Consider the following 24,157-nt stretch of genomic DNA (forward strand, 5'->3'; position numbering starts at 1 on the left):
TTTATTATTAATTCATTATATTTTTTTCTGATAAAATTTCCCCAAACATAATAACCCTCTGGTTTCAAATGTATTCCATAAACACTATAATAATCTGGGTTTAAATTAAAACTGTTTAGTTATTCAAAAAAATCAATCTCGGCAATAGCCGCTGTTTGTTTGCCTCCTGCAATAGTCTTAGTCTCAATTCTAACATAACGTGTCGTTAGGGCTTCCTTAAAATAGTGGGTTCGTGGGGTTGGGTCATTTATGAGATTCCCAAACTCAAAGGTTTCAAATGGTTTCCATGTTATAGCATCATCACTTATTAATATAACTCCTTTTTCAATCATGCCATCAAAATTAGTTTTTGGTGGCGTATACGAAAAGGCATTAATTGTTTTCACAACTCCTAAATCTATATTTAAATGATGTTTAGAACCTGTTGCTTTAGATTGCCAATAGGTATTTGGATCTTCATCAAATGCATTTGTATCAAAATGTTCTGGTATAAAACTGTCGCCTGCTAAACTTTTCCAATCTGTCTTTAAAATACCAAAAACCTGTGATGTTATACTGCCTTGTTCATCCTTACTAAAAGCAACGGCTTTTACTTCTGTTGAAGCAACAATTTCAGGTTCATTAAATAGTTTGGACGTTCTTGTTGGTTTGGTGCCATCTGTAGTATAACGGATTTCAAAACTTGAGTTCAAATTACTTATAGCATCTTCGCCATGAGGTTTCCAACCAAACTCATGTCTTTTTGGAGTAATATTGAGTTTCCCTGAAACATCTCTTTTAATGGTTAACTGTGGTGGTCGCGTTCTAAAATAGTGTGCTGAAACATTTGAAACTGCAGGAACAAATCGTGATGCCGTAACACGAATTCTAAATTTGTTGGAAGTTACCTCCTTAAAACGCAAGATGCGCTTATATCCTATATTGGTTGCATGAGCAACTTCTTTCCAAGCATTATCTATCCATGCATCAAGTACATGTGCCTCAATGCGTTCACCATGTGTGGTTATGGCTTCCTGAAGCATCAATCGATTAATGGTGACGGGTTGCTTCGTAGAAATAATAATTTCATTTGAATTATCTAGCAATTCATAACTTTCAATATCCCCATCCAAAACCTTTTCAGGTCCTGTCGCCCCTTCAAACAAATTAGTAGTGTAGGTTGCTTCAATGCGTTTGCCCACTTCATTTAATACCTGAACATCTTCATATGAAAACCTACCATCCCTATTGGGTGGAATATTTAATAAAAAGGTTGAATTGCCGCCAACGGAACGTTCATAAATATCAAACACATCGTCTGAACTACGTACTTTCTGTTTATCTTCATCCCTATAAAACCAGCCTTCACGAATAGAGGTGTTGGTTTCTGCCTGTTGGTAATGCAAAAATTTAGCCTCGTAAAGTTTTTCCCTACTTGCTATATCTTCCTCTGTAATATCTGCAAAACTGTTCATTTTATGAGGATTATTTTGATAAGGAATTACATTCCACTCGGTATCTCTTGTAGCTCCAGATTCATTACCGCACCAACGTATGTCCTGCTTACCAAAGATAACGGCTTGTGGAGCCAGTGTTGCTATTAGCTCTTTCCAGGCCAGATAATTATATTTTTGCCCGCCTTTACGTTTAGGATGTGCTCCATCAAACCAAACTTCATGGATGGGACCATACTCGGTAAGCAACTCAAACAACTGATTTAAAAAATACTCATTATAGTCGTCAACATTAAAGTTAAAAGTGGTTTTGTTTTCAAACGGACGGCCTTCAACAGGTCTTGGAATGGTTCTGTCTGTATATTTGCTTAAATTACCATATAGTCCTTCTTCATTTTCAATTTGATATAGATCGGCCGGTGATAGGTAAACCCCTAATTTTAAACCATGTTTTTGACAGGACTCCGATAGTTCTTTCAAAATATCTCCCTTACCTTCTTTATAAGGTGACGACATAATGCCATGTTTGGTATACCGACTCTGCCAAAGCACAAAACCATCGTGATGCTTTACTGTGATAATAACCATTGTCATCCCTGCATTTTTCATAACCTCGCACCACTGATTAGTATCCAAGGTTTTTAAATCAAAAATTTTGGGGTCTTCCATACCGTTGCCCCATTCCATTCTAGTAAAAGTATTAGGTCCAAAATGGATAAAAGCTATAAACTCATTTTTTAACGCTTCGTATTGATTTTTTGTTGGAATTATATGAGCTGCCTTTAATATGATGGAATCTCTGGAATCAGTTTCAGTTACTTCAATTGTGTTACTTGTTTGTAGTACTAGACCATTATCCGTTTTACAAGAAATAAATATTGTTAATACAATAAATAGACTATATAACTTGTTCATAAATACTTAGTTTTTTGTTATTTTAATGGTATATGCATAATTATCGGTTTCCTTCATTTTATTAGGCTGATACACTGGAAGGGTTATAACAAAATCTTTACCCGCTTGTTTGCCCAATAAGGTCTCCCCAGTGGCCAAAAATGTTATTTTGGTATTCTTTGAAGGCTTAAAATTCCTAATAGTAATTTCTGAATTCCATTTAGGCATAATTACAAAATAGGCTTTATTATTTTGTGTAAAGAACAACTCTTTTACTGCATAACCTGGCTCAGGATCAACGGTTTGTTTTAAAATAACATCTCCTCCCAAATAATGCTGTTTAGGAATATAATTCTTTTCCCCTTTTAATGACCATTGAAACGAATGGTTCCATGGTCGTGTTCCATAAATTGCTTCACCATTGTTTTCCAGCCAGCTTCCTATTTGTAATAAGCGTTCTTGCATAATCACAGGTATTCTTCCTCTAGCATCAGGTCCTATATCCAATAATAAATTCCCACCCGTACTTACAATGTTTACCAATGTTAACACCAACGCTTTAGGAGAATTATAGTCCTGTGCATCTTCGTTGCGATTATACCCAAATGAAAATCCCATACCGCGACATTCTTCCCAAGGCTTATCAAATTCGGGCGTTTCCGCTTCATATTCTGTGGTAAAGTAACCTCCATGATGTTTTCTAATGCCCTTTCCCCATCTGTCATTAATAACAATGCTATCTTTTACATTGGATTCATTGAACAGCCAAGCTAAAAGTTCCTTAGATTTCCATTTATCATCTTCCATATCCCACTCACCATCAGCCCATAATATATCTGGATTGTATTTAGTTACCAGATCTTTTACTTGGGGAATAAAATGTTCATCCACAAAACGTTCCTTGTCATTTTGCCACCACGGATGGTACCATTCATAAAGTGAATAATATAAGCCCATTTTTACATTGGTTTTCTTAACAGCTGTAGTTAATTCTCCTACTAAATCCCTTTTGGGCCCAACATCCATACTATTCCATGCAAACCCCCTGTCATTAGCCTGTTCGTTGGGCCAAAGAGTGTATCCGTCGTGGTGTTTAGAAGTTAATACAATATATTTTGCTCCCGCCTTTTTAAAAAGTTGCGCCCAATCATCAGGTTTAAACAAATCGGCTTTAAACATTTTACCAAATTCATAATAACTAAAATGGGGCCCATAGGTTTTTTTGTGATAAGCCGTTACTTCATCTCCATTAAAGTTGCCATTACCAAAAAGGGATTTGCTTTGCATCCAATACTGATACCACTCTGAGTATGTCCCTTTAGGTGACCACGCTGGTACAGAATAAGGTCCCCAATGGATAAATATCCCAAACTTAGCATTCTCGAACCAACTTGGTATTGGTCTTGAATCTAAAGACTCCCATGTTGGCTCATAAGCTTTATTTTGCGCCCCGCATAAAAAAACACTTATTGATAGGGCCAGAAAGACAATATATTGATAGTATTTCATTTAATTATTTATTGTTAACAGATTCTTTTACCATAATTGATTAATAAAACAAAGCATTGACCTTAAATTCAAAAATCAGCAAAAAACACTTTAAAGGAATCTTTAAATAAAGTTCCTTTACAAACTTAAGTTTACAATACCTAATTTACTACTATTTATAAAACTAAAATATATACTTTTTTTGCCTGGTAAGTCCTTTATAAGCTTATTAGAGCAATATTTAATTGTATAACAGATAAAAACCTAAGCTTTAAATACAATTACAATGAAAAATATTACAAATTTTTTAGTAAGTGCAAAAAAAGTATTAGTTCTAGTCTGTTTATTAGTAGCGACCTATCACTTCTATATATACATTTGTAATGTAGTTAAGATTATTTTGAGTTAGTCACATAATTTAGTCGAAAGATGATTATTTATGTAGTTTACTAGGGGCTTAGATTGAATTCTTTGCCCCTAGGTTTTTTAGTAGCATTTCATTATTCCAATTTTTCTATCCAAAAGAAAGCAATTTGTCTCTTAAAATACTTTGATACAAAACCCCATTTTTTGATAGTCATTTTATAATTGGCTATTTCGTCCCAACACTTACAGTATTGGTCTATATTATTTTTCTATTATGTCTTTGGAAATTTTCAAATGAAAAAATTCATGTACTTTTGCATAACTTAAATCATCCGTCTATGATACATTCTATGACAGGTTATGGAAAATCTGTACTGCAATTACCAACTAAAAAGTTAACCATAGAGCTTAAGTCACTTAATAGTAAGAACCTTGATATAAACTCACGAATGCCCTCTATCTATAGAGAAAAAGAATTAGCGATTAGAAAATTGCTTGCTAATGAACTGTTACGTGGTAAAATAGATTTTTCCATTTATGTTGAAACTACTGCCGAAGACACCTCAACTCAAATAAACACTCCTGTTGTTAAGCAGTACATACAACAACTAAGTCAAGTTGTTAATGGTGACGATATTGAGCTTCTTAAAATGGCCGTTCGATTTCCAGATGCATTAAATACAGTACGTGAGGAGATTAATGAAAATGAATGGCAACTGATTGAAGCTGAAATCAAAAAAGCCATCGATGACTTAAATGACCACCGATTGGATGAAGGTAAGGTTTTGGAGTCCGATTTTAGAAATAGGGTAAATACTATTGACACCATACTAGAAGAGGTTGTTAAAATGGATCCAGAGCGTGTTCAGGGAGTTAGGGAGCGACTACATAAAAGTGTTGAAGAATTAAAAGACAAGTTTGACGAAAACCGCTTTGAGCAGGAACTTATTTTTTATATTGAAAAATTGGACATTACAGAAGAAAAAGTGCGCTTAAAAAACCATTTAAATTATTTTATAGAGTGCTTAAACTCCAGTGACTCCAACGGTAAAAAGTTAGGGTTTATTAGTCAGGAAATAGGTCGGGAAATTAACACCATTGGCTCTAAAAGCAATTATGCCCCCATGCAGCAATTGGTGGTTCAAATGAAGGATGAGCTCGAAAAAATAAAGGAACAATTATTGAATGTTCTTTAAGTAATAACTTCTCAAGTATAAAATTTAAATCTTTAGTGGAAAGCAACAGTTCTAAAAAAGGTAAACTAATTGTGTTTTCAGCTCCTTCTGGTTCTGGAAAAACAACTATTGTAAGGCATTTATTGGGTATAGACCACTTAAATTTAGAGTTCTCTATATCGGCAACTTCCCGTGCCAAACGAGGTGAGGAAATAGATGGAAAGGATTATTATTTTCTATCTGCTGAGGAATTTAAAAACAAAATAAAGAAAGAGGATTTTCTAGAATGGGAAGAAGTATATCGTGATAACTTTTACGGTACTTTGAAAACTGAGGTTGAACGTATTTGGGCCAAGGGCAAACATGTTATTTTTGATATTGACGTTTCTGGCGGATTACGTATTAAACGTAAATTCCCAGAACAGACCATTGCCGTTTTTGTAAAACCCCCAAGCATAGACGAGCTTAAAATACGCTTAAAAAAACGTAAGACCGAGAGTGAAGACAAAATAAACATGCGCGTTGCCAAAGCTTCAGCCGAACTGGCCACAGCACCTTTATTTGACGTGATTATTGAAAACGACAACCTAGAGAAAGCACTTCAAGAGGCTGAAACACTAATAGGTGATTTTGTAAATTCTTAAATTTCTGTAAATGAAAGTTGGTTTATTTTTTGGCTCGTTTAACCCCATACATGTGGGCCATTTAGTGATTGCAAACCACATGGTAGAATACAGTGATTTAGATCAGGTTTGGTTTGTGGTGACACCGCAAAGTCCCTTTAAAAAGAAAAGCAGTTTGCTAAACAATTACCAACGCTTGGAAATGGTATACCGTGCCACACAAGATTATACAAAACTTAAACCTAGCGATATTGAATTTAATCTAACCCAACCCAACTACACCATCAATACACTGGTACATTTACAGGAAAAATATCCAGATTACACCTTTGCCTTAATTATGGGTGAGGATAATTTAAAGAGTTTCCATAAATGGAAAAACTTTGAGCTTATTTTAGAAGAGTACCATTTATATGTGTACCCCCGAATTTCTAAAGATACAACTGAAAGCCAATTTCACCAACACGATAAAGTACATTTTATTGATGCCCCCATCATGGAAATCTCCTCTACATTTATACGCCAATCCATTAAAGCAGGAAAACTTGTTAAACCCATGCTACCAGATCATGTTTGGTCGTATTTGGATGAAATGAATTTTTATAAATAAGCTTCACCGTTTTAGCTTTTGATTATATAAAAAACCGCTTAAAGCATGACACTTTAAACGGCTTTTCAACTAAATAACCAACCAAAATATGTTTAACTTCTTGTGTTTTCCCTTGGATTAGGTACTTTATCTTTTCTGGGCTTACGCATCTTACCTGTTGATCCGGTATTGGTATCGCCTTTTGTTTTAGCAGTTTTTAAATACTGTATATAGCCTCTACCTGTAAATTCGTATACTGTCTCAGATGCCGGGTGGAACAACTCTATCTTAGCATCATTTATAACGCTTAATTCAAAATATTCATTGTCAAAATAATCATAATCTAATGTTAAAGTTTTTAGGTACATATTGTTCGTTACATCACCTACACTATAAATACCCGTATAATCCCATATTAAATTGGCTGGTTCCCTACCAAAATCATCTTGCGAACTTCTAAATTCGGAGTCATTACCTCCAGCCAAAAACTGTAAATAGTTTTCATTATCAAACTCATTTAAGACTCCAAACTCACTGGTATAAGTCTTTTCCCAAGCTTCGTACTCCTGCAGGAAATAATGAATGTTATCGTAGAATACAAAATCGTAATCGAAGTTACTACGTTGGTAACCCTCTAAAAAGTAAGAGGTATCATTATTAGGGTTATACAACTCTATGGTATTGTTATCTATTTGATACACATCAAAAGTTTCAAATCCGTCAATATCGTGATGCACATCTAAAATCATATCATAGGCATTATATTCCCCTACATCAATACCAAAGCCATTTCCGGTATCTCCCAATCCAACTATATTATTATTGGCATATAGTATGCCATTTCTAAATGAAATGGTGAACGCCTTTTGTAAGAACGGGGTTTCGCCATAGCCAATTGTTCTACTTATATCGACATACCACAATTCATGTGAAGTTAGTAATTGATGAATCGAAATTCCTGGATCATCTTCAACAATCACTTCAGTATAACATGAGGTAAACAAGGTTGCTATTAACGATAGGCTTAAGAGTAATTTTGCAGTCTTCATAATCAAACATTTTGTGAGTTTCTGTTTAAGCAATTCCAAAACACGTGCCAAAAATTAATTTAAGTATAAATCATAACTTCAACCATAAGCATTATTTTGCTTATTTTTGAATTTAACAATCCTTGTTTTATATGGAAAACTCCTTAAAGTATGCTGTTTTCGGGGCAGGTAGTTGGGCTACTGCCATAGTAAAAATGTTATGCGAAAATTTAAATGAAGTGGGATGGTACATGCGCAGTGCATATACCAAAGAACATCTATTAAAGGAACAGCATAATCCTAATTACTTGAGTTCGGTTGAATTTCATTTGGAACAGCTAAAGCTAAGCAACAACATTAACGAGATAGCCAACTATGCCGATGTATTAATTTTTGTAATTCCTTCAGCCTTTATTTACAGTGAACTTAAAAAGCTTGATGCAGACATTTCCAACAAAACAATAGTATCGGCAGTTAAAGGAATTGTTCCTGAAAGTGGATTATTGGTAGGCGAACATTTTAACAAAACCTACAATATCCCATTCGAGAATATTGCCGTGGTAGCTGGACCATGCCATGCCGAAGAAGTTGCTTTAGAACGCTTATCGTACCTTACCATTTCCTGTGCTGACGCAAATAAGGCAAAGGCAATAGCTAAAAACTTATCTAGTGATTATATAAAAACTAAAATTAGTGATGACATTATAGGTGTGGAATATGCCGTAATGCTCAAAAACATCTATGCCATTGCAGCAGGAATAGCTCATGGGTTAGGTTATGGCGATAATTTCCAGAGTGTGCTAATGAGTAATTCCATTAGGGAAATGAAACGTTTTATTAAAAAAATGCACAAAATAAAGCGTAACATCAATAACTCGGCCTATTTAGGGGATTTATTGGTTACGGGTTACTCTACTTTTTCAAGAAACCGTATGTTTGGCAATATGATTGGTAAAGGGTATACCGTAAAAAGCGCCATGATGGAAATGAATATGGTTGCTGAAGGCTATTATGCTACAAAAAGCGCCCATTTACTTAACCAAAAAAATATTAATAAAACGAAACTCCCTATTATTAATGCCGTTTATGGCATTCTTTATGAAAACAAAAACCCTAAAAAAGTATTTAAAAAACTAACTGAAAAATTGGATTAACCTATGAGGTTTGGTCTCTTTAGCATTTTTTTACTTATTACACTATTAAGTTGTAACTCAAAGAAAACTATTGAGCTAAATGTTATAGCAGGGCCAATAGATGCCAAGGTAAATGGTTCTATTTTGGAAGGTGCATCAGTGTTAAATGATTCAAGTCGATTTGTTTGGGGTGGCAGTGTGGTTAAAGGTGATGACAACAAATACCACATGCTTTACAGTACTTGGGAATGTGGCGATTCGCTTCCTGCTTTTGGCCAATCTTGGGTACTACATTCCAAAATTGCTTATGCCGTTTCCGATTATCCCGACAGGGATTTTAAATTTCAAAAAATGGTTTTAGAAGGCAAGGCGTTAACAGGAGATTCTCTAGCTTGGGATGCACAGATGGTACACAATCCGCATATTAAAAAGTTTAACAATACATACTATCTTTACTTCATAGGTTCTCGTGATCCGGGAATACAAGCAGAAGGTTCTCCAGGCTATAACCTAAGCAAGCGGGACCGTGTGCAGCAAAATCAGAAAATAGGCGTTATTGCTTTCGACGATTTTAATCAATTAATCACTGGAAATTTTAAGCGTCCTGAAGCACCTTTGCTATCGCCTCGAACTCGAGTTAAACCTAATAATATTGTAAATCCTTCGCCCGAAGGCACCATAACCAAACCCGACAATATTATTGTGGTTAATCCTTCAGTTGTTCAACGTCCATCCGATGGCAAATACTTGCTGTATTTTAAAGGTAATATATACATCCCCAATTGGCGCGGCGTGCATGGAGTAGCCATATCTGATAGCCCAACAGGCCCGTTTGTTCCATTAGATAATTATGTTTTCGACATAAAGATGGACGATGGTTCTATAGCTTCAGCAGAAGATCCCTATGTGTGGTACCACAACTTGCACCAAAAATTCTATGCGGTTTTTAAAGACTTTACAGGGCGCATTACAGATGATGAACCTGCGTTGGCGATTTTAGAGTCGGTTGATGGTATCGTTTGGTCTAAACCTGAAAAGCCATTGTTTATGAAAAAGGAAGTAGTGCTTAAATTAGGCGACACCATAAAGGTTAAGAACTTAGAGCGCCCACAGTTATTATTTGATAATGATGGCTTTCCAACCACCCTATACTGTGCTTCTGCTTTGGTAAATGTGGGCAACCTTAAGAATGGTAGTACGTTTAATGTGCAAATACCTCTTAAACCCCAACAAAATAAAAAATAATCTCTGATTTACTATTTAACCAAGACTCCTTTTTCTGTCATTAAGGGTATAGACTGTAACGCTTTGATGTTAATGGTGTTTTTTCTAAACAAGTAAGTTTTGTCGAACATTCGATTACCTTCAAAAAAAGAAACTTTAAAGGTATTATTAAGTGCAAACAATTCCTCCTGCATGAGTTCAATTTTGGCATAACTCTTTTTGGGCAATACATCGATACGCTTTCTAAATACCGAAGTGGTTTTATCTTGGGAATAGCCACTGGTAACGATAATGACCATCTCTAAATCAACCTCTTTATCATTAATAATATAGGCATTCCAATCATATGTGTTATAGATGTTGTTAAACTCATTCACTACAGCAACAAAAACGCCTTCAACTTTAGGAATTTCAATATCCTTTTTCATTAAACATAAATTATAAGCTTCAAAAATAATTCATTTCAATATTATAAAGGTTATCTTTATAATATTGATTATGAAAGCTATATTCTTTTATGGGCAATACTTTAGAACTAAAGGATATTATAAATGCTAAATCTCGAATTCTTGGTTTAGTTAATGAAACGCCCATACTCACCTCATCATTATTGAATGCATGGCTAGGACATAGTATTTATTTTAAAGCTGAAGGCTTTCAAAAGATAGGGGCATTTAAAGCTCGTGGTGCATGTAACACTATAGCTTGGCTAATTGAAAATAATCACAACCCTAAACATATTGTTGCCAACAGTTCTGGAAACCATGCTCAGGCAGTAGCTTGGGCGGCGAAGCATTTTGGTGTTCCCGCTACCATATACATGCCAGACTATTCGTCTAAAGTAAAAATACAGGCCACAAAAGTCTATGGTGCCCAAGTTGTTTTATGTAAGACCCGACAAGAAGTAGATAACCTAGCAAAACAAACTTCGGAAGAGATAAATACTTTTTGGATTCCACCTTATAACCATGAACAAGTTATCTGCGGGCAAGGCACCGCTGCTTTTGAGGCCATGAATAGCCTTGGAAAAGTTGATGCAGTCTTTGCACCCTGCGGTGGCGGTGGCCTATTGTCTGGTTCACTAATAGCCACTAGAGGTCTATCTAAAAAAACTAAAGTTATTGGTGCTGAACCTTTGGCTGGAAATGATGCTGCTGAATCCTTGCGAAAAAAAAGCATTCAACGGTTAACCTCTGCCCCAAATACTTTAGCCGATGGCGCCATGACCTTAGCTATTGGTGATATTACTTTTGAATATTTAAAACAGCTCGACGATTTTTATGAAATCACAGAAGAGTCCATCGTTTACTGGACACAATGGCTCACCCATTTACTCAAATTGCGCATTGAACCCACTAGTGCATTGGGAATGGCAGCGGCTTTTCAATGGTTACAAAAACAAAAGGGTAAAAAAACGATTTTAATTATCCTATCAGGTGCTAATGTAGATCAAGCAACGACAAATAAAATATGGCAAAATGATTGTCTAACTAGAGAACCTTTTAAGCTTTAAAAAATTTATAGTGCACTCTTGAATTGCTCCAAAAAGCGGACATCGTTTTCACTTAATAAGCGAATATCACTTATTTGATGAAGTAACAACGCAATTCTGTCGATACCCATACCAAAGGCAAAACCAGAGTATTCTTTAGAATCGATGCCGCAGTTATCCAAAACATTGGGGTCTACCATACCACAGCCCATAATTTCCAACCAACCTGTTCCTTTGGTCATTTTATAATCGGTTTCGGTTTCCAATCCCCAATACACATCTACTTCGGCACTAGGCTCTGTAAATGGAAAATAAGATGGGCGTAAGCGTATCTTACTTTTACCAAACATTTCGGTTGTAAAATGCTGTAAGGTTTGTTTAAGATCGGCAAAACTAACATCCTTGTCAATATAAAGTCCCTCAACTTGATGGAAAAAACAATGCGACCGTGCCGATATGGCTTCGTTTCTATAAACCCTCCCCGGAGAAATGGTACGTATAGGTGGTTTATTGTTTTCCATATAACGTACCTGTACCGAACTGGTATGGGTGCGTAACAAAATATCTGGGTTGGTTTGAATAAAAAAAGTGTCCTGCATATCCCTTGCAGGGTGGTATTCTGGTAAATTTAATGCAGTAAAGTTATGCCAATCATCCTCTATTTCAGGACCTTCACTTACATTAAATCCAATACGCGAAAAAATATCAATAATTCGATTCTTTACAATTGAAATAGGATGACGAGCACCCAACGGCATTGGCTCGCCAGGGCGCGATAAATCCCCATAAACACCCTTCTCTTCTTCTTTGCTTTCAAATTCTGCCTTTAAGGTATTAACTCTATCTTCAGCTGTGTTTTTTAGCTGATTAATAATTTGTCCTAATTCCCTTTTTTGATCGTTTGCAACATTTTTTAATTCCCCATAAAACTCCTTTAAAAGTCCTTTAGAACCTAAATATTTTATTCTAAAGGCTTCTACTTCTTCTTTAGATTGGGCTTTAAAGACTTCTACTTCGGCAATAAGTTCTTTTATCTTATCTATCATGACATCTCTCTTGTACTGATTCTTTCTCCAGTATTCAAAATATTGAGGGCAAATTTAATGAAAATATTGGCATAACTGGAAACTATACATAGAAGTGTTCTGAAAGCTTCCTAATATCAATCTATAAACTCTGTTTCTAAAAAATAGTTAACAATGGCTTCTTTCATTAAAACACTTTGTTCCCCTGCTTTTAAAAAAGGAAGCTCAGCTTTTGCCCTGTAATGTGGCCAGCCATCATCATCAACGAAATCAAGTTCGTAATAGCCATAAGGGGTTAAAAGTTTACATATAGCTATATGCATGAGATCTAACTTTTGGTCTTTTTTAAAGCTTCTATGAAGTTGTCCCAGTTCCTGAACGCCTATTAAATAAATAATGGCATCAATATCTAATAAATCTCCATCAGCAAATTGACTAGATAGCTTTTGGACTACCATTTCCCATCGTTCCTTTAATTGTTGATCTCTAGACATAGCTAATTAAATTTCAAAGTTCAAAGTTAAGAAAGCAATTGATCTATTTTTAATATCTGGTATTAAAAAAGAATTTATACATATATTTACATCATGAGTGTTTTAGATATTGTTATAGTTGTTTTAATATTATTTGGCATTATTAATGGCTTTATAAAAGGGCTCTTTGTTGAAGTTGCTTCTATAGTTGCGCTAATTGCTGGTGTTTATGGTGCTGTTCATTTTAGCAATTTTGCAGCCAAATTTTTATCTGAAAGAGTCGAGTGGGATGAAAAAACCATAAACATTACTGCCTTTGCCATCACTTTTATTATTATTGTTTTAGCTATTGCTCTAGCTGGCAAGGCTTTAACTAAACTTGCTAATTTAGCAGCACTAGGCCTTTTAAACCGTTTATTAGGAGCAGTATTTGGCGGATTGAAATACGCATTAATTTTAAGTGTACTTCTAATTATTTTTGATAAGGTAAACAATAGCATGTCTTATATGAGTGATGATGATTTAGAGGAATCGGCACTCTACAAACCTGTTAAGTCATTAATTCCATTAATCTTGCCTTCTATTATTGAAACTGTTGAAAAAAACCCTTTAGATAGTGAAATTGTCTAAAGTGCTTTAATATCATCATTAACTACCCAACCCGTTTTGCCATCGGTAAGTTTTATTTTTTTCCAATCATTAATGGTATCCAAAATTTGAACTTTTGCACCCTCATGCAGCCTAAATAATTCTTCACTTCGGGAATTAGGCTCACTTTTCACCTTACTTTCTGACACAAAAACTATAGCCGGTCTGTCTTTTCTGTCCAAATTATATTTATGGAATGCCAAGGCTATTGAAATAAAGAATAAGAATAAAGACACCATACTGGACATAAAGGCAATACGTTTTTTTAAAGACCCATAAGCAAAATAGTAAACTAAAAACAGGATTACAAAACAAAACACAAAAACCACAGTGGTTTTTGCCCAACTATCAAAACTAAAATAATGGGTAATATTATTTAATACTTTGACAAATCCGGTTTCAGGAATAATGTCTATATCGTCTATTGTCATATTTTTTGCGAATGCCAAATTATTTTTTATGTCTTCATCGTTTGGCGATAATTGTAAGGCTTTTTCATAAAAGTAAATACTTGGTGCTATGTTATTCAATTTATAATGAGCATTGCCCAAATTAAAGTATAACTCGGCAGAGTGTTTTCCAGAACCTAAAATGCGATTATAAATATCAATAGATTCAGCATATTTCCCATCATTATAAAGGGTATTGGCTTCATTAAATAACACTTCGTTTTGAGCCATTGTATTAATGCTCAACAAAACTGTTATGATGTATAAAATGTATCGCATGTTAACGTGCCTGTTTATCTATTAATGTTATTGTTTTTGCTGCTTTATTATAATCGTCTTGCATGGTTACTGTGGTAATTGGTGTATAACGTGCCAACTCACAACTCTCTAAAATAGTGTTGAAACCTGTAATTACTTCAGCATCTACTCCCTTATCCTTTAACAAAGCCTTGATTCTATCCTTACTTAATTCACTTGTTTCAATATGTAATTTAGCCTTAAGGTAATTATGCAAAGCTTTTTCTAGAGCAATGTAAAAGGCTTCTTTTTTTCCAAGTTCTCTCTTGGCCTTACTCAAATACTTTCTAGCCAACTTATCTGCCTGTCTTATTCTGTTTCCAAACACGTCCGCTGCCATGTCTTTTTTCTTTTTTCTAATTACCATAGCCAATGGAATAGCTAAAAAAGGCAAAAGCACTAATAACCAAAATAATTTAGTTTTAAAGAAATGTGCTGTGCTTATTGCAGTAAAACTAGTTTTAGTTTTTATGAACTTAAACTGATCATTATTTAAAACAATGCGTTGTTTTATATTATTATCTGAGACTACATTGTTGTTCCCATTGCTAGAGTTTATTGGACCGTCCAATACATCGATAATTATTTCTTCAGAAGAAAGACGTTTATAGCTTTCCGTTTCTAAATCAAAATAAGAAAACGAGATACTTGGTATGGGGTACTTACCCTTATATTGCGGTACGATAGTATAGTTATCGCTAATACTGCCTTGCATACCCTCTAAATTGGTCCTGACACTTTCTGAATGTTCTGGTTCATAAACTTCCAATGAACTAGGTAAAGAAATTTTAGGTAGATTAAACAGTTTTAAGTTTCCTTTACCACTCACCTCAACCTTGGCCTGTAAGGATTCTGTAGCATCCAACTCGGTTTTAGAGGTTGTTACTTTAAACGAGAAGTCGCCAACGGCTCCAGTAAAGTCAACAGGTTTACCTGCTTCTGGTAATGCTTTTACATCAATGATTCTTTTGCTACTAACAGCAGTTGTATTTAAACGGGTCATAATGCGGCTTCCAAAAATATCTCGTCTATTGGTTGGTACAGACACCACTACATTTAAGCTTAGCGGTTCAATATCCAATTTACCGGTTTTTTGAGGGTATAAAACCAGCTTTTTACATACTATATAATTATAGTCTTCTCCATTATAGGAGCCTCTTTCCATTTTTAATTCCTTTAACTTAATTTCTTGATTCCAAAAATCATTAAACTGTGGATTATCCAAGACATTTACGTCATAAGGATTAATACTGGGTGCCAAATACAACTTGTAAATTACCGTTATGGCTTCATTTAAATACGGACTGGTTTTAGATATTTCTGCAACTAAATGGATATTTTCTGAAGCAATATAATTAGGGTCATTAGGGTCTTTTGGCTTTTCTACAGCAGCCGTAACAGTAATATCTATTGGTATGGTTTTAAAGGTTTCGTCATCAATTGTTATCGATGCCTGGCCTATGGTAAAATCTCCACGTTTTTTTGGCGCTAAAACATAACTATATATTTTTTTATATGTTCTCTTACCATTGATCCAGGAATTACTAACCGATTGGTTAGGGCCGCCAACAATAGTAAAGCCAGAAAAACCAGGCGGATTAAAATTATCCCCATCTTGATTCATTTCAAAATCGACACGTAAGCGTTCGTTTATCCCAAGTGTTTTCTTGCTAACCTTTGCTTCAAAAGTTACTTGAGCCCAAGTTAAGCTTGATACAAACAAGATTATTATAGATATATATTTGGTTAACTTCATACTTCTAACTTCAGTCTCCTAAGTTTATTACCAATCTTTTTCGGTTTTAATTTTTATACCTTTTTGTTTTTCGGCATTTATTTTATCCTGTACTTTTTGTTCTTGGTTGTTCATGGCCTCCAACAAACTTTTTACTTGTTGAGGGGACAGCTGGCCAGGCTGTGGCTTAGGCTGTTGAGGCTGTTCTTTTTTATCCTTTTCTCCTTCCTTACCTTTATCCTTTTCTTCGTCTTTAGGTTTTCCATCTTCATCTTTTTGGTCTTCACCTTGCTTTTTATCCTCCTCACCTTCTTGGTCCTCGTTGTTTTCTTCTTTATTATCGCCCTCTTGATCTTTTTTATCCTGTTGATCTTGCTGGTTCTTTTGATCCTGATGATCCTTGTTTTCGTTGTTCTTATTCTGGTCTTGTTGGTCCTTTTGTTGTTCGGCACAAATCTTGGCCAAGCCGAGGTTATAACGCGTTTCATCATCCATAGGATTATTTCTTAATGCATTTTTATAGGCTTCAACTGCTTCCTTACACTTCTTATTTTGCATTAAAATGTTTCCTATGTTATGATAAGCCTTATGCTTTTCTGACTTGGAACTAGTATGTTTAATAGCTTCTTGATGGCGAAACAATGCTTCCTCAAAATTCCCATTTTCGTAATACGAATTCCCAAGATTGTAATTCCCCGCAACTGTTGATTGCTGTTCTGAAATAGCTTTTCTATAAGCCATCTCTGCTTCAACAAAATCTTCAACTATTAGTTTATTTCCTTCATAAACATAGTTGTTGGCTTTCTTTAAGGCCAACTTTTGGGATTTGTCAAGCTCTTGGGAACTGGAAACCCCAATACTAAATAAAAACACTATATAAATTATCTTCTTCATCTTTCAAAAACTCTTAAAGCAAGATATAAAACCCTCTATTTTTGTTAGTTAAAATATTTATAAAATTATAGGTTCTCATTAAACAAGTTTAATCTCTTTAACCACTCTGTTTTTCGTTCCAAAAGGAAGATATCTAAGACTAAAAAGAAAATAGCAAAGCCTAAAAACCATTGGAACTGTGATTTAAAATCGGAAAATTGCTTGGCTTCAAACTCAGTTTTATCCATATTGTTCAATATTTCCCTTATGGTATTTACAACATCGCTAGTGTTTTTACCATTAATGTAAGCTCCATTAGCTTCTTTGGCTATGTTTTGTAATGTTTCTTCATTTAATTTGGTAATTACTGTTTCTCCCTCACTATTCTTTTTATAACTAACAACAACACCGTTTTTTTTCTCTGGTATAGGACCTCCTTTAAGATCTCCTACTCCTATGGTGAAAATCCTAATCCCGGCTTCTATAGCTTCCTTTGCCTCTACTGCTGCCTCTTCGCTATGATCTTCACCATCTGAAATGATTATTAATACCCTATTCGTCTGTTCTTTATCATCATAATAGGTTTTAGCTAGATTAATGGCTTCGTTAATGGCTGTCCCTTGTGAGGAAAGCATATCGGTGTTCATATTCTGCAAAAACATCTTGGCCGCTGCATAATCTGTTGTAATGGGCAACTGTGGAAATGCTTTGCCAGCATAGGCAATAATGCCAATGCGGTCGCTCGCCAAGTTGTTTACAATTTGAGTCACTAGTTGTTTTGCCTTTTCCAATCGGTTTGGGGCTATGTCTTCGGCCAACATACTTTTAGATACATCTATAGCAAAAACAATATCGACGCCTTCTCGTTTAACAGTTTCTAATTTTGTACCTACTTTTGGATTTACCATTGCAATAGCAATACATGCAAAGACTAAACAAATAAGAGCTATTTTTAACACCGATTTAAATAATGATTTATTAGGGCTTAGTCTTTTTAACAGGGGCTTATCTGCAAATTTCTTTTGGGTATTGTGCTTCCAAAGTTGCAATATTAAAAAGCATAACACAATTATAGGAATGACTCCTAAAATCCAAAACCATATTTTTTCTTCTAATTGCATCTTTCTAAAATTCCAATATTAAAACTCCAAATCCCTAAACTATTTTTTGTTTTATTATATAAAGCTTCTAAAAACAGTAAAGCGAATCATCAGCTCCAATAGCAATAAAAAACCAGCCAAAAGTACTAAGGGTCTGTACTTTTCTTCATAGTTATAAAACTTAAATTCTTCTATATCTGTTTTTTCAAGTTTGTTGATTTCGTCATAAATATCTTTTAGCTTTTTATTATCGGTTGCCCTAAAATATTTGCCTCCCGTTGCATCGGCTATTTCCTTTAAAAGAGCTTCATCTATTTCAACCTGAATTCTACGATACTGAAAATCTCCAGTTCTAGGATCTCTTGCCACAGGCGATAATGCCATACCGTTAGTACCAATACCAATGGTATATGTTTTTATGCCATATTCCACAGCCAATTCACTGGCTATTTTAGGATCTATAAATCCTGAATTATTAACACCATCTGTCAATAAAATAATAACCTTACTCTTGGCTTTGCTATCCTTTAACCTATTTACGGCAGTCGCCAAACCCATGCCAATAGCCGTTCCGTCTTCAATAATATTGTTGTATTTTATACTATTTAATGAACGAAGTACAATGGCTTTATCGCTCGTAATAGGTGTTTTGGTATAACTTTCACCTGCATATTCCACTAATCCAATTCGGTCATTCGGTCTACCTTTTATAAAATCGGCAGCAACTTTTTTTAAGGCTTCCAGTCTGTTTGGTAACAGATCTTTAGCTAACATACTTCCAGAAACATCTATGGCCATAACTATATCTATCCCTTTGGTAGTTTTTGTTTTTGTAGAAACATCAACCGTTTGTGGCCTAGCCAATGCTGTAATTAATAGGACTAATGACAAAAGCCTTAGAACAAAAAGCGCGTGTTTGAATTTTGGCAACCAAGATGCAGTTGTTTTAAACCCTTTTAAGCTGGATATTTTAAGCTCAGGGGTTAGTTTATTGCGCTTTACTAAGTGCCATAGAATTACTATTGGTAACACCAACAACAACCAAAAAAACTCTTTATTTAAAAATTCAATACCTTCTAACATTTATGCTTCTCCAGGTTTTAGTTCTATTGAGTTTAAAATGCGTTCAATAATCTGGTCGGCATATACGTCGTCTAACGGATAGGTAATCATAATTTGCTGAATCACGTTTTCTGAAATAAAATGTAACATGACATAATTGGCTTCAACAAAATTACCTGTTTTAAGCACATCGAATTTTAAAGTACCATAGGTTTTGACTCCTTCTGCTCCATTAGGTGTCGCAAACTCATTGTTGAATGTTATTATATCTTTTGCTCCTTGAGCTTCTAAACCCTTTAAGCTCTCTTCTATTGTCTTTTCAATATCTATCCCATCTTTTGGAGGCTGACTTAATAACGTGGTATTAACAACAACACTAAATTCATCTAGTAGTGTACCATAAGCAAATAAAGTCATACTCATTTGTTGTTTTAACTCGTCTGGTAATGAAACCTCAGTTCTTTTTAAAACCTTAGGAGTAGAAATGGTTACTGGGGGCACTCCATATTGGCTAGTTATCCAATCGCCTTCTAATAATTCTTTGCTGTCATGCCCAATAATAGTATCCTTTACATAATTAAAACCGTATTTAAGTGAAAAGCCAATAAAAGACATTATGAGTAATGATATACCAACTACTGTTGTAACCATAATTTTACGGCGCTTTTTCTTTCTCGCAAGCTCTTCTCTGTATTTCTCATCCAACAACTTTTCTTCTTCTGTTGGTTCTGGCAAGACTTCTTTTACATGGTCAATCTCAGTATCTATCGTATTTCGGTCCAATTCGGCTAAAGCAATATCTGGAGTAGACTTGGCAAACTTTACCAAATCGGCACGTCGTAATATACTTTCTATATTTTTTATGGTGTCTTGGCTTAGATCTATTTGATTTCCTTCCCTTAATAACCGTAGTCTGCTTATCAATTCTTCGGTAGTACTTTCCAAGGAATGATCGTATACCTTTTCGTCTAAATATTTTCTGATGATAAGTGTTAGTTCTGAATAGTATTCTTTCAGTTCAGCCTGTTCTAAATAATGACTTTCATCTAATTTTTTTAGAGCTAGTTTAGCTCTGTCATAAGGCGGTAACAAGGCTATTTTTTGTTCTTCGGTCAAAGGTTTTTGCCGCCAAATAAACCAATACATTAAAAAGGCAATAACACCAACTATCAGTAGGGTTATCAAAACATACTTCCACCAATTGCTCCCTTTCTTTTTAACCTCAATTATTGGTTTAATATCATAAAGCCCCTGTTTGGTTGTATCTACAACAACATTGTTAACCTCAACTTTTAATGAATCGGTAAAAAAGGTTTTATCTCCTACAAGTATTTTTTGGCTTGGAATAGTATATGCCCCAGAGTCGAATTGAGTTAGGGCATATTTTTTAATCAGGTTGTATTTATCGCTATTTTTAATAGTGTCAATCCTGTAAGACTCTATCATTTCCAATGGTGAAAAGGTTTGCCCTTCGGGGAAAACTACCATGTTTGTTGTATCGGTTTCAACTTCAACTTTATAGGTAATCTGTTCTCCTATTGTAATGGAAGTGGAGTCTATTGATGATTTAACTTGACCAAATGAGAATAAAGAACAAAGAATACAGAATACAGAAAACACGACCGATGACCGATGACCGATGACCGATGCTTTTATTCTCATAATTCGAAAATCGTAATTCATAAATCGTTAATCGTTTTATCCCCTTTGCTTAAAATATCCCAATAGTTTTTTGACATAACTTTCATCAACCCTACAATCAATGGTTCCTGCTCCTGATCGCGAGAAACTTTCTTTAAAATAATTAACCTTTTCCCTGTGGAATTTTTCATAATTACGCCTAATCTGCTTTGAAGATGTATTTACCAGCATAAGCTCACCAGTTTCTTCATCCAGCATTTGCACCATACCCAAATTAGGAATAAACTCTTCGCGCTTATCATAGATCCTAATTCCTGTTACGTCGTGTTTCCTTGAGACAATTTTCATAGTATGATCGTAATTCTCCACAATAAAATCGGATAATACAAATACGATGGCTTTTTTCTTCATTACATTGGTTAAGAATTTTAAAGCCTCAGTCAAATTGGTCTTCTTACTTTCTGGTTCAAATTCTATCAATTCACGAATAATACGTAATACATGTGAGCGCCCCTTTTTAGGTGGAATATAAAGTTCTACCTGATCTGAAAACAAAATCAATCCTATTTTGTCATTATTCTGTGTTGCTGAAAAGGCTAAAGTCGCTGCTATTTCTGTGACGACTTCATTTTTAAACTGTTCTATAGTTCCGAAGAGTTTCGATCCTGAAACATCTACCATTAGCATCATAGTGAGTTCACGTTCTTCTTCAAAAACCTTTACAAAAGGTTCGTTATAGCGCGCGGTAACATTCCAATCAATATTCCTAACATCATCACCAAATTGGTACTGCCTAACCTCACTAAAGGTCATACCACGCCCTTTGAAGGTAGAATGGTATTCACCTCCAAAAATATGATCAGACAACCGGCGTGTCTTAATCTCTATCTTACGTACTTTCTTTAGTAATTCTTTAGTATCCATTTTTTCAGCATGTAGTTGTAGTAACCCATTTATAGTTGTAAAAATTATTTAACTGTAAACCGAATACTGTCTACTGATTAAGGTACTTCTATTTCATTAACGATTTTGTTGATGATATCTACTGAAGTTACATTCTCTGCTTCAGCTTCGTAGGTAATCCCTATTCTGTGTCGCAAAACATCGTGAACCACGGCACGAACATCTTCTGGAATAACATAACCACGTCGCTTAATAAAGGCATAACATTTAGCAGCTGTAGCAAGGTTAATACTTCCACGGGGTGATGCTCCAAAGGAAATTAAAGGTTTTAAATCGGCAAGTTTATATTTTTCTGGGTATCGTGTTGCAAAAATGATGTCTAAAATATATTTTTCAATTTTTTCATCCATATACACTTCCCTAACAGCTTTTTGTGCATTTAAAATTTGTTTTAGAGAAACCACTGGATTAACCTTATCCCAATCTCCTTTTAAATTGGCACGGATGATTAATTGTTCTTCATCCAATTTTGGATAATCGATAACCGTTTTTAACATAAAACGGTCTACTTGAGCTTCTGGTAGCGGATAGGTTCCTTCCTGCTCTACTGGATTTTGTGTAGCCATTACCAAAAATGGTTTATCTAGGGTAAAAGTATCATCGCCAATGGTAACTTGTTTTTCCTGCATGGCTTCCAGTAACGCCGATTGTACTTTGGCAGGAGCCCTGTTAATCTCATCTGCTAATACAAAATTGGCAAAAATAGGCCCTTTCTTTATAGAGAAGTCGTTTGCCTTTATGTTATAGATTAATGTTCCTGTAACATCAGCAGGTAATAAATCGGGAGTGAACTGTATACGACTAAAACTACCATCTACTGCTTGTGCCAAAGTATTTATAGCTAAAGTCTTTGCCAAACCTGGCACACCTTCAAGCAATATATGACCTTGGCCTAAGAGACCTATAAGCAGGCGTTCTACCATATACTTTTGCCCTACAATAACCTTATTCATTTCTAACGTCAATAAATCAACAAAAGCACTTTCTTTTTCAATTTTCTCGTTAATCGTCTTAATGTCAATTGTACTTGTATCTTCCATCATTTGTTAAATTTTAAAAAGCCCGAATATAACATGCTTATTTGAGCATTGCAAATTGTTAAAATAATTTGGGACATGATGTTAATGATTGGTTAAAATATTGATGCTACAAGCATTAATGATGCTTAAAAAACACAAGAGCAACACTTAAAAGTGTTGCTCTTGTGTATATATTATATTTTGTAGTTTATGAAGATGCTACTAATTCTGCATCAACTATTTCATCTTCATCCGGATCTATAGTAACATCAAATTCCTGAGTTACATAACCCTCAGCAGAAATAGTTACTTTATAGTTTCCAGGAGCAACATTTCCAATAAGGTAATTGCCTTCATCGTCAGCTTCAACACTTGTAGTATCAGCATCATCAATAGCTATGGTAATGACCACACCTTCATCAACTCCTGTAACTGTACCACTAATAGACCCATTTAACATTAATACAATTGGATCGGCAATGGTTGTAATTTCTCCGTTAACGACTACTACATCAATTGCACTTCCAGAAGCATAATCGGCATTAGAAGATATCACCGAAACATTATAAGTCCCTGCAGGTACACCCCATAAAGCGAAAGCGCCTTCGCTATCGGTTTCGGCGTTAATCTCAAATTCATCTGCAGTGCCTTCATTGGCTATAACAGATACCGAAGCAGGCAAGGCTTCAGTTGGACCAACAGTGCCTTCAATAATTCCTGAACTAACCTCTGCGCTTGCATACAATACAGGCTTTAAGATAATATTACTTGAATTACCAGCATGCACGATAGATTTTTCAACATCAAAATCCAGTACATAATCGTAGGTGAAGCCTTCTTCAATTAAGGCATCGATTTTAACCTTTAAACCCGATTGCTGGGCACTGGGTGTTTTAAGGTTATATTCCTTGTTCATATCACCCTCCTTAATTACAACCGTATTACCATCTCCAAGTACTAAACGCATCTGGCTTAATGTTCCTGCTGGGATTGGAAATCTATCAACTAATACCTTACTAATGCCTCCTGTAAAATCTAACAAATTAACTGTGCCGGCATTAGCGTCAAGAGACATCCAGCCTGATTCATCATCACTATCATCATTCATCTTAATCATCACATCAACAATTTCTACATTAACCGCCTCATAATCACCAGGAGCATCCACTAACCTCACTGAAATTGTAGGAGCTGCTTTTACTCCATCTGAATTGGAATCGTTACAAGAAAAGAAAAGTGTTGAAATGAATAATGGAAAGATAAACTTTAAAATTTTTAAATTTTTCATATACGAATGTTTTTTAGTTCATGTATTTTTATCTACGAATAAAAAAGCGTCTTGGATTTTACACCCAATTTTTTAAAACAATATTACAATAATAAAACCTCTTTCTAGAGTTTAATACATTAAATGCATAAAAACTATG

Annotated in this window: 22 protein-coding genes; 7 read left to right on the forward strand and 15 right to left on the reverse strand. The window is 34.9% G+C overall.

The genetic code is table 11. The annotated features are described in order from the left end of the window. Positions 1 to 119 precede the first annotated feature (119 nt). Both MR053_RS02350 and MR053_RS02355 read right to left on the reverse strand, forming a co-directional pair. Positions 120 to 2,348, reverse strand: coding sequence for an alpha-L-fucosidase (locus MR053_RS02350; RefSeq protein WP_242130876.1), 2,229 nt, complete (start codon positions 2,346 to 2,348; stop codon positions 120 to 122). Between the two features lie 6 nt (positions 2,349 to 2,354). Further along, positions 2,355 to 3,836: an alpha-L-fucosidase gene (locus tag MR053_RS02355; protein WP_242130877.1), complete on the reverse strand. Its 1,482-nt coding sequence runs from the start codon at positions 3,834 to 3,836 to the stop codon at positions 2,355 to 2,357. A 683-nt stretch (positions 3,837 to 4,519) separates the two neighbouring features. On the opposite strand from MR053_RS02355, the gene MR053_RS02360 reads away from it, so the two are divergent. From MR053_RS02360 to nadD, 3 genes are read left to right on the forward strand one after another with little or no spacing between them, the layout of a single operon-like run. After that, a complete protein-coding gene (locus tag MR053_RS02360; RefSeq protein WP_242130878.1) occupies positions 4,520 to 5,377 on the forward strand; it encodes a YicC/YloC family endoribonuclease in 858 nt (285 codons plus the stop codon). Positions 5,378 to 5,412: 35 nt separating this feature from the next. Next, a complete protein-coding gene (gmk, locus tag MR053_RS02365) occupies positions 5,413 to 6,000 on the forward strand; it encodes a guanylate kinase (protein ID WP_242130879.1) in 588 nt (195 codons plus the stop codon). A 10-nt stretch (positions 6,001 to 6,010) separates the two neighbouring features. After that, positions 6,011 to 6,589, forward strand: a complete 579-nt coding sequence (gene nadD / locus MR053_RS02370) for a nicotinate (nicotinamide) nucleotide adenylyltransferase (RefSeq protein WP_242130880.1) — start codon at positions 6,011 to 6,013, stop codon at positions 6,587 to 6,589. 92 nt (positions 6,590 to 6,681) lie between these two features. On the opposite strand, the gene MR053_RS02375 is transcribed toward nadD, so the two are convergent. Continuing rightward, entirely contained in the window at positions 6,682 to 7,617 is a 936-nt protein-coding gene (locus tag MR053_RS02375; protein WP_242130881.1) for a nicotinic acid mononucleotide adenyltransferase, read from the reverse strand. 131 nt (positions 7,618 to 7,748) lie between these two features. Here MR053_RS02375 and MR053_RS02380 point away from each other — a divergent pair, with 131 nt between their 5' ends. Both MR053_RS02380 and MR053_RS02385 read left to right on the forward strand, forming a co-directional pair. Continuing rightward, a complete protein-coding gene (locus MR053_RS02380) occupies positions 7,749 to 8,750 on the forward strand; it encodes an NAD(P)H-dependent glycerol-3-phosphate dehydrogenase (protein WP_242130882.1) in 1,002 nt (333 codons plus the stop codon). 3 nt (positions 8,751 to 8,753) lie between these two features. Beyond that, on the forward strand, positions 8,754 to 9,974 hold the full coding sequence (locus MR053_RS02385; RefSeq protein WP_242130883.1) for a glycoside hydrolase family protein: 1,221 nt from the start codon (positions 8,754 to 8,756) through the stop codon (positions 9,972 to 9,974). Positions 9,975 to 9,985: 11 nt separating this feature from the next. On the opposite strand, the gene MR053_RS02390 is transcribed toward MR053_RS02385, so the two are convergent. After that, positions 9,986 to 10,381, reverse strand: a complete 396-nt coding sequence (locus MR053_RS02390; RefSeq protein WP_242130884.1) for a hypothetical protein — start codon at positions 10,379 to 10,381, stop codon at positions 9,986 to 9,988. A gap of 89 nt (positions 10,382 to 10,470) precedes the next feature. On the opposite strand from MR053_RS02390, the gene MR053_RS02395 reads away from it, so the two are divergent. Continuing rightward, a complete protein-coding gene (locus MR053_RS02395; protein ID WP_242130885.1) occupies positions 10,471 to 11,466 on the forward strand; it encodes a serine/threonine dehydratase in 996 nt (331 codons plus the stop codon). 5 nt (positions 11,467 to 11,471) lie between these two features. Here the strand turns inward: MR053_RS02395 and pheS are convergent, their stop codons facing one another. Both pheS and MR053_RS02405 read right to left on the reverse strand, forming a co-directional pair. Then, on the reverse strand, positions 11,472 to 12,491 hold the full coding sequence (gene pheS, locus MR053_RS02400; protein ID WP_242130886.1) for a phenylalanine--tRNA ligase subunit alpha: 1,020 nt from the start codon (positions 12,489 to 12,491) through the stop codon (positions 11,472 to 11,474). Between the two features lie 116 nt (positions 12,492 to 12,607). Beyond that, on the reverse strand, positions 12,608 to 12,964 hold the full coding sequence (locus MR053_RS02405) for a hypothetical protein (protein ID WP_242130887.1): 357 nt from the start codon (positions 12,962 to 12,964) through the stop codon (positions 12,608 to 12,610). Positions 12,965 to 13,057: 93 nt separating this feature from the next. Here MR053_RS02405 and MR053_RS02410 point away from each other — a divergent pair, with 93 nt between their 5' ends. Further along, positions 13,058 to 13,573, forward strand: coding sequence for a CvpA family protein (locus MR053_RS02410; protein ID WP_242130888.1), 516 nt, complete (start codon positions 13,058 to 13,060; stop codon positions 13,571 to 13,573). On the opposite strand, the gene MR053_RS02415 is transcribed toward MR053_RS02410, so the two are convergent. The 9 genes from MR053_RS02415 to MR053_RS02455 all read right to left on the reverse strand — a co-directional run bounded on the left by MR053_RS02415 (position 13,570) and on the right by MR053_RS02455 (position 24,018). Beyond that, positions 13,570 to 14,319: a tetratricopeptide repeat protein gene (locus tag MR053_RS02415; RefSeq protein ID WP_242130889.1), complete on the reverse strand. Its 750-nt coding sequence runs from the start codon at positions 14,317 to 14,319 to the stop codon at positions 13,570 to 13,572. The two genes, MR053_RS02410 and MR053_RS02415, sit on opposite strands and share 4 nt — an antisense overlap. A gap of 1 nt (position 14,320) precedes the next feature. After that, positions 14,321 to 16,093 (reverse strand): BatD family protein, encoded by a 1,773-nt coding sequence (locus MR053_RS02420; protein WP_242130890.1) that lies wholly within the window; start codon positions 16,091 to 16,093, stop codon positions 14,321 to 14,323. 27 nt (positions 16,094 to 16,120) lie between these two features. After that, positions 16,121 to 16,966 carry a tetratricopeptide repeat protein gene (locus MR053_RS02425; RefSeq protein ID WP_242130891.1) on the reverse strand — a complete coding sequence of 282 codons (846 nt, stop codon included), beginning with the start codon at positions 16,964 to 16,966 and terminating at the stop codon, positions 16,121 to 16,123. 65 nt (positions 16,967 to 17,031) lie between these two features. After that, on the reverse strand, positions 17,032 to 18,066 hold the full coding sequence (locus tag MR053_RS02430) for a VWA domain-containing protein (protein ID WP_242130892.1): 1,035 nt from the start codon (positions 18,064 to 18,066) through the stop codon (positions 17,032 to 17,034). Positions 18,067 to 18,120: 54 nt separating this feature from the next. Continuing rightward, complete coding sequence (locus MR053_RS02435) at positions 18,121 to 19,128, reverse strand: vWA domain-containing protein (protein ID WP_242130893.1); 1,008 nt, start codon at positions 19,126 to 19,128, stop codon at positions 18,121 to 18,123. Beyond that, entirely contained in the window at positions 19,129 to 20,790 is a 1,662-nt protein-coding gene (locus MR053_RS02440; RefSeq protein ID WP_242130894.1) for a BatD family protein, read from the reverse strand. It lies immediately after the preceding gene. A 15-nt stretch (positions 20,791 to 20,805) separates the two neighbouring features. Next, complete coding sequence (locus MR053_RS02445; protein WP_242130895.1) at positions 20,806 to 21,672, reverse strand: DUF58 domain-containing protein; 867 nt, start codon at positions 21,670 to 21,672, stop codon at positions 20,806 to 20,808. A 77-nt stretch (positions 21,673 to 21,749) separates the two neighbouring features. Then, a complete protein-coding gene (locus MR053_RS02450; RefSeq protein ID WP_242131775.1) occupies positions 21,750 to 22,751 on the reverse strand; it encodes an AAA family ATPase in 1,002 nt (333 codons plus the stop codon). A gap of 187 nt (positions 22,752 to 22,938) precedes the next feature. Then, positions 22,939 to 24,018 carry a DUF4382 domain-containing protein gene (locus MR053_RS02455; RefSeq protein ID WP_242130896.1) on the reverse strand — a complete coding sequence of 360 codons (1,080 nt, stop codon included), beginning with the start codon at positions 24,016 to 24,018 and terminating at the stop codon, positions 22,939 to 22,941. Positions 24,019 to 24,157: the final 139 nt, after the last annotated feature.

The organism is Aestuariivivens marinum (assembly GCF_022662175.1).
Taxonomy (GTDB): Bacteria; Bacteroidota; Bacteroidia; order Flavobacteriales; family Flavobacteriaceae; genus Aestuariivivens; species Aestuariivivens marinum.